At 35.6% G+C, this 5,956-nt stretch carries 9 protein-coding genes; 6 read left to right on the forward strand and 3 right to left on the reverse strand.

Annotated features, from left to right (window positions below):
* Positions 1–859: 859 nt before the first annotated feature.
* The 3 genes from FTT70_RS13260 to FTT70_RS13270 are packed head-to-tail and all read right to left on the reverse strand — an operon-like array spanning position 860 to position 2,377.
* Complete coding sequence (locus FTT70_RS13260) at positions 860–1,555, reverse strand: hypothetical protein (protein WP_180168718.1); 696 nt, start codon at positions 1,553–1,555, stop codon at positions 860–862.
* 38 nt (positions 1,556–1,593) lie between these two features.
* Positions 1,594–1,941: a hypothetical protein gene (locus tag FTT70_RS13265; RefSeq protein WP_044109134.1), complete on the reverse strand. Its 348-nt coding sequence runs from the start codon at positions 1,939–1,941 to the stop codon at positions 1,594–1,596.
* A 25-nt stretch (positions 1,942–1,966) separates the two neighbouring features.
* Entirely contained in the window at positions 1,967–2,377 is a 411-nt protein-coding gene (locus tag FTT70_RS13270) for a conjugal transfer protein TraD (RefSeq protein ID WP_044109132.1), read from the reverse strand.
* Positions 2,378–2,656: 279 nt separating this feature from the next.
* Between FTT70_RS13270 and FTT70_RS13275 the strand changes: the two genes are divergently transcribed.
* The 6 genes from FTT70_RS13275 (at position 2,657) to FTT70_RS13300 (ending at position 5,909) form a co-directional block, all read left to right on the forward strand.
* Positions 2,657–2,812, forward strand: a complete 156-nt coding sequence (locus tag FTT70_RS13275; protein WP_004846790.1) for a hypothetical protein — start codon at positions 2,657–2,659, stop codon at positions 2,810–2,812.
* Entirely contained in the window at positions 2,812–3,741 is a 930-nt protein-coding gene (locus FTT70_RS13280; RefSeq protein ID WP_161417620.1) for a MobA/MobL family protein, read from the forward strand. The genes FTT70_RS13275 and FTT70_RS13280 overlap by 1 nt, the downstream gene beginning before the upstream one ends.
* On the forward strand, positions 3,738–4,238 hold the full coding sequence (locus FTT70_RS13285) for a hypothetical protein (RefSeq protein ID WP_044109130.1): 501 nt from the start codon (positions 3,738–3,740) through the stop codon (positions 4,236–4,238). Before FTT70_RS13280 ends, FTT70_RS13285 begins: the two co-directional genes overlap by 4 nt.
* A 70-nt stretch (positions 4,239–4,308) precedes the next feature.
* Positions 4,309–4,605: a BrnT family toxin gene (locus FTT70_RS13290; RefSeq protein WP_042087986.1), complete on the forward strand. Its 297-nt coding sequence runs from the start codon at positions 4,309–4,311 to the stop codon at positions 4,603–4,605.
* Positions 4,595–4,810 carry a hypothetical protein gene (locus FTT70_RS13295; RefSeq protein ID WP_114674320.1) on the forward strand — a complete coding sequence of 72 codons (216 nt, stop codon included), beginning with the start codon at positions 4,595–4,597 and terminating at the stop codon, positions 4,808–4,810. The genes FTT70_RS13290 and FTT70_RS13295 overlap by 11 nt, the downstream gene beginning before the upstream one ends.
* 283 nt (positions 4,811–5,093) lie before the next feature.
* Complete coding sequence (locus FTT70_RS13300; protein WP_163172877.1) at positions 5,094–5,909, forward strand: hypothetical protein; 816 nt, start codon at positions 5,094–5,096, stop codon at positions 5,907–5,909.
* Positions 5,910–5,956: the final 47 nt, after the last annotated feature.

Below are 5,956 nucleotides of genomic sequence, written 5' to 3' on the forward strand. Positions count from 1 at the left end.
TTCAGAAAAATATGGGCCCAAAAGAAAAGCCAATTACGGTGATTAAGAAGCGAAAATTTGCTTTAAATAAAGATAAGTAGTTTGTAATTTAAAATTATAAACAAAAACCCCTCTAAGTCTTGCAAGTTAGAGGGGTTTTCAAGTAAATTCAGCGGTACGCAGTTATTTGATGCTAGAACATCAAGTAACGAAGATCAGCAGAGTTGACGCTCGTACTGATTTCACCAAAAGGCTTGTACCTGAACTCTATTTTCACAATAAACAGTGTTTATATCAAGCCTCAAAATGATAAGTCTTCGTTAATTCGTGTTTTAAATCGTCAAATAAGTATCCTAGATCGAGCTTTGCCCGCTTCTGCGTGTCCGTTTTACGGTCGGCATGCAGTACGTGTGGTAGGAATAAGTGTCACTGGCGTATTGTAGCTATAGTCGAAAGGCTAAACCGCTTACAGGGGAACTTCACATAGGCGGAGCGTTGGGAGTAGTTACATAGGACTTGTTAAGTTGCATGTTGGGGAAACCCTCGCAGAGATACAGGCAATGTAACGACAGGGAGCGCGTGGAGCGAAGTGCAAGACTTTGAGTCCTTGTCTGCATAGTTTGCAAAACTATGTGCGGATACGACCGATATACGTGGCTCCGAAGCCAAATATATACAGGTAAATCGGCAATACTTAGGGGATATGTCATTTTTTTAAATGACAGCCCTTAGGGTGAGTATTGCCGAAACTCTCTCAACCGTTTCCAAAGCCAAAGCACGAAGTGCGACGCTTTGGAGGCGTGTTGAGAAGTTGAGAGCTTTTGCTTTTAAGGTCGTGTGATTTAGACTTGTGAGTTCTAAAATTTATTTTATGCTTAGGCTATTTTTTTAAATCATTGCAAATTTCTACTATTAAATTTGCTTTGCCTTCTCTACCTTCTTCATAATTTATTGCTTTTACTACGACACCATAAATATTGTCGTCTATAGATTCAGCATAAAAGTAAACACAATCTTCGTTATGTCCATGACTATACCAGTTATCATCTGCATATCTTGACATACGTTCATATATTGATGATTTATAAGATATATTTTTACCATCTATTTTTGATGATTCTACTATTAAATTAGTAATTTGATCATTTGTTGCAAATTCATAATCTTTTTTTGCATTAATAAAATAATTAATAATTTTGTAAGGATCTAACTCTAATTCTTTTTTTATAATAGTTGGATCTATTTTTAGAAAATCCATAACTGCATTGCTTTCATATTCAGTTTTTTTACAGTCTTCATAAAAAAATAGATAAATAGAAATAGCCATTAACATTGGCCAACTACTATCCTTAAAATTATTCTCTTTTAGATAAAGGGCTTTCTTTTTAATATCTTCAATTTTACTTGATGTTATATAGTTGAAATAGTTCGAAGGTACACCTAATTCATCGATCGAGAAATTTCTTATCTCGAACCCACTTTCTGAATTACTTACAGCATTTTTCTTTCTTAAAAATAAAATTAAGATTTTATATCCAAAAAAACATAAAGTAATAAAACCTATAAATTCAAGCATGTAATCATCTACTATATAATGTTAGGACTGATGGTAAATCATCTTAAAAAATTTTTGAATGGAATAAATCGAGTAGTTGAAGCATTACTTCTTTTGCTTAATAGATTTAATTCAAAGCATAAAATTTTATATATTTTTTGTGAAAATCCACCATAAAATTTCCATTGATTGTAGCCATCATTCATATAAAGAACGCCACAAATATTTGGAAAGTAGAAGCCTAAATTATTTTCTATAATGAAATTAGATAAATCACGGCTAAAGATAAAATTTCGTTGTATACAGATGGTTATTACCTCATATAGCTCTCTAGCTTCCTGATATTTTAGACGGTATCGATTCAATAAATAATTAATAAGATACCTTTTTCTAGCTGGACTTTGCATCGTGTAACATCCTGAAAATTAAAAATTATTTTTCCTTACGTGTATTCAAAACTTGTTGTCCTAAATCTTTCCAAATTTGCCATTTCATATCATTTGGGTCGATTTCAGCAGTTTTAAGCAGAACTCCAAGTAATTCTGCTGGGTTCCGTTGATCTAGATTGGCAATCTCAAAAAGTGCGCCTAATTGGATGAGATGACGTGTACGAGCTTTACGTTCAGCTTCTTTTTCTGCATTCAGTAATTTTCTAACGGCTACCTTTTGCTTATTCGCTCGATCTATTGCTTTTTCGGCTTTAATCAAAGCATTCAGTTTTTTCTCTTGGTCTGGTGTACGGTATTGGATTTTAGCTAATTCCAATAAAAGTTTTTGAGCATCACTCGGATTTTTTAAAGCAGAGATATAGGTGATTTTTTCAGACAGCCAATCATTATTCATATTCAATTCCATTAATTCAGATACCGCAAAAGTACAGGCTTAATTCTCAAAGAACGATAACAAAATAATTACGTCAAATGTACGCAATTTTGTTAAAGTCGTTCTAGAGATTGTTGCCTGTACTTCCATCAAATTTTTTGATGGCGCGCTTAGACGTTTCTCAATTTCATTGAGAAACCTAAGCACGTTAGGGACTTCATCCCTAAAACCCTGAAACTTCTTTTTTCCGTAAATTTTCAATTTACAGAAAAAAGAAGTACCAAAGCTAGGAGCAACTGCATGCAACTAAAACAGGTACTGGGAAAAATTAAAGATATTACTTTTGGCGTGATCGCAGCACCTCTAATCATCATCATTATGATGTGGGCTTCGATACTCGATCAAAGAGCCTTTAAGAAAGAATTAGACCGAAAAAAGGAACAGGAAAAAACCTAATGGCGATTGCTCGTTTAAGTGTCAAAGTTGGCAAGGCAGGCAAGGCAGCACCGCATTCCGAATATATTGATCGGGACGAAGAAAAGAAGCTGAAACAGGAACAGGCAGAAACTGACCTTGAACATAGTGCTTATGGAAACATGCCGAAATGGGCTGAACATAATCCGATTGCCTTTTGGGAGGCAGCCGACCTTTACGAGCGCAAAAATGGCAGTACTTATCGAGAATATGAAATTGCCTTGCCTAGAGAAATGAATGCCGAGCAACGCCTAGAATTGGTTGAGGACTTCATTCAGTCCGAGATCGGCTCAAAATATCCATATCAGTTTGCGATTCATAACCCTAAAGCAATGGACGGCAATGATCAGCCCCACGTTCACCTCATGTTTAATGAACGTTTGCAAGATGGAATCGAACGAGATCCGGAGCAGTATTTCAAACGCTATAACAGCAAAAATCCTGAACGTGGCGGAGCTAAAAAAGACAATACCGGTAAGAGTTACCAGGAAAGAAAAACCGATATTAAAGACCTACGCCAAAGATGGGCAGATTTATGCAACAGCCATTTAGAAAAACACCAAATTGACAGCCGTATTGATATGCGAAGCTACAAAGAGCAAGGCATAGAGAAAGACCCTGAAAAAAAACTATTACCAAGCCAAGCCAAAGACCCTGAAATCAGGGAAGCCCTGCAACAGTCACGAACAGCCTATAAAGAGCTTGAACAACTAGACTTAGGTGACCCGAAAAAAGACCTGAAAGACCTCAAAGACAGCCCAATTTCAGACAAAGAAATTAAACAGGGGATTGAGAGCTTTAAGGCTGATTTTGACAGCTTCAAACAGCTTGCTTTGGAACAGTACAAAGAACAGCAGAAATTAGAGCGAGAACAACAGAAAACCATGAGTTATAAGGGGATGAGCCGATGACACCTGATGAAAAAAAGCTATATGCACTGATGGCAGTTGCAGAACAACAGCAGAACCTAGTCAATCAGGCCGTTAAAGAGCTTCAAATCACGAAGGAAGACATTCAAAGGGCTATCGCTGGGCAAACCCATAGTACCGTATCAAAATCGCTAAATACGGGCTTACAAGAGGGAACAGCGGAGCTTATTAAGACTGCTAAAGCACTTGGACGCTTAAAAAACTCGATTGAATCAGCCAGCTATGAATTTTCGTGGAAAATCATCGCAATGATTTTAGGAATTTTTACCATTCTTATGCTTGGCATCATTTGGTTATTTAGTGTTTATATAAAGCCACTTGAGAATATTTCTAAGATTGAGAGCTTAAGAGAGGATGGTATTCAACTTGATATTCAAAGCTGTAAAGTTGGGGAAGAAACTAAACCTTGTGTCCGAATAATGAAAGATCAGTGCAACTATTCCAAAAACAATGATTTATGTGTGATCGACCCAAAATAATAAGAATATTTCTTATGCTAAAAGAAAATTCTTACTTAATTTCAGTTTTACGAGAGGAAAAGAGGTAATCATGCCATTGATTGAATATTACGGCTTGTTATTTGAATGGCATGACCAAAAAATGGATTTAGTCTATCGAGGGCGTGAAATTACGTTCGAGGAGGTCTGTAGTATTTTCCTTGATCCTGCATTGATGTCTTTTGATGATGTAGGACACTATGACGAACAACGACTAATATCAGTCGGTTTAAGCAATCGTGGTAGACTATTAACAGTGGTTTGGGTTGAACGTGGAGATGTTGCGAGAATAATCACTGCATTTGAACCATCACATCACCAAAAGCGGAGGTACAGCAATGCAAAATGAACTAGAACGCTATAAAAATTTTGACCCTACCAATGCCCCATTGGTTAAACCTAGCTTTGTGAAGAAATTACAGGAACGCCATGCCATAGCGCAAGCAAAGGCTTTTGATGCTGATGTCGTAGAATGGTTAAGTTCACAAGATAATGAAACAAAACAACATATTAACGATATGGTTCGCCATGTTATGGCATTGAAACGTGCTTAATTAGGGATTTAGTCATGATTAGACATGACCTCCTTTTTTTGTCTTGATGTTCAATTTATAAAAGAAAAAGTCTATTTAGTATCAATACTAAATAGACTTTTTTTACATTTAACGATACGTATTTATTTAACTCTCTCATCTTGAACACAAATATCAGCAAAGATAGTCGCTCTAGATTTTTCATAATCTTATAATGGCTGTATTCGGTGTCTAGATGGTTATTTAAGATTGTTTTAATGACTTACAGATTTTTGAAATATAAGTAATATTGAAGGATAGTTCTATGTTAAATCGAGCGAGTTTAGAGAGAAAGGAATTTAAGGAAGAAGAACTTGCGCCCATTAAAAAGCTTGATTTGAATGATTTGAAAGTTCCTATGCCTAAAAACCTTGACCAGTTACTGATTTGGACATCCGAACTTGCTCAATATAATTATGCTCAATTCCTTGACCAAGCCGAACAGCTAAAACTTGTTAATGAAGACAACCTGGAAGAACAGGCGGAAATCAGTCAGAAGCTTAGGTTCTATAGAGGGAATGCACTTATAGAAAACCAAATTAAAGATTTCTATTTGAAAAAGTTACTTGATCAAGGGGAGGCAACAGTCAAAGGTTATATTAAAAGTCCGACCAAGAAAAATACGAGATATGCTGTAATTTCTTATCATGACTATGATTTTGTAAGCTTTGCTACTCCAGAAATTCTTAATAAATTTCCAGCCGATCTCATCAATTTCGTGCAAAAGGAAACACCTAAGACATTAGCGGACATATACCCTGAAGAAGCCGTGTTCTTATCAGCTATCAAAAAATTTATAAAACCTTTTAAGGAGCAGTATAAAAAATTGGCTGATAAAAACAGAGAAATTAAAGAGCACAATACAGTTGCTCATGAAATTTATATAAAAATTAAAAATAAAGAAGCAACTCTGCAAAAGCCAACAGACTCAAAGCCTAAAGAATCTAGTCCAAAGACTAATGAAAATAGTGTTGTGCCAGTAGAGATGAAGCAGGTAGCCATTCAGAAAAATATGGGCCCAAAAGAAAAGCCAATTACGGTGATTAAGAAGCGAAAATTTGCTTTAAATAAAGATAAGTAGTTTGTAATTTAAAATTATAAACAAAAACCCCTCTAAGTCTTGCAAGT

It is taken from the genome of Acinetobacter sp. YH01003, assembly GCF_013420525.1.
Taxonomy (GTDB): domain Bacteria; phylum Pseudomonadota; class Gammaproteobacteria; order Pseudomonadales; family Moraxellaceae; genus Acinetobacter; species Acinetobacter towneri.

What these genes read in the sequence shown, in the direction of transcription:
- FTT70_RS13260 (WP_180168718.1), bottom strand. Translation starts at nt 1,555, where the DNA reads ATGCTTGAATTTATAGGTTTTATTACTTTATGTTTTTTTGGATATAAA.
- FTT70_RS13265 (WP_044109134.1), bottom strand. Translation starts at nt 1,941, where the DNA reads ATGCAAAGTCCAGCTAGAAAAAGGTATCTTATTAATTATTTATTGAAT.
- FTT70_RS13270 (WP_044109132.1), bottom strand. Translation starts at nt 2,377, where the DNA reads ATGAATAATGATTGGCTGTCTGAAAAAATCACCTATATCTCTGCTTTA.
- FTT70_RS13275 (WP_004846790.1), top strand. Translation starts at nt 2,657, where the DNA reads ATGCAACTAAAACAGGTACTGGGAAAAATTAAAGATATTACTTTTGGC.
- FTT70_RS13280 (WP_161417620.1), top strand. Translation starts at nt 2,812, where the DNA reads ATGGCGATTGCTCGTTTAAGTGTCAAAGTTGGCAAGGCAGGCAAGGCA.
- FTT70_RS13285 (WP_044109130.1), top strand. Translation starts at nt 3,738, where the DNA reads ATGACACCTGATGAAAAAAAGCTATATGCACTGATGGCAGTTGCAGAA.
- FTT70_RS13290 (WP_042087986.1), top strand. Translation starts at nt 4,309, where the DNA reads ATGCCATTGATTGAATATTACGGCTTGTTATTTGAATGGCATGACCAA.
- FTT70_RS13295 (WP_114674320.1), top strand. Translation starts at nt 4,595, where the DNA reads ATGCAAAATGAACTAGAACGCTATAAAAATTTTGACCCTACCAATGCC.
- FTT70_RS13300 (WP_163172877.1), top strand. Translation starts at nt 5,094, where the DNA reads ATGTTAAATCGAGCGAGTTTAGAGAGAAAGGAATTTAAGGAAGAAGAA.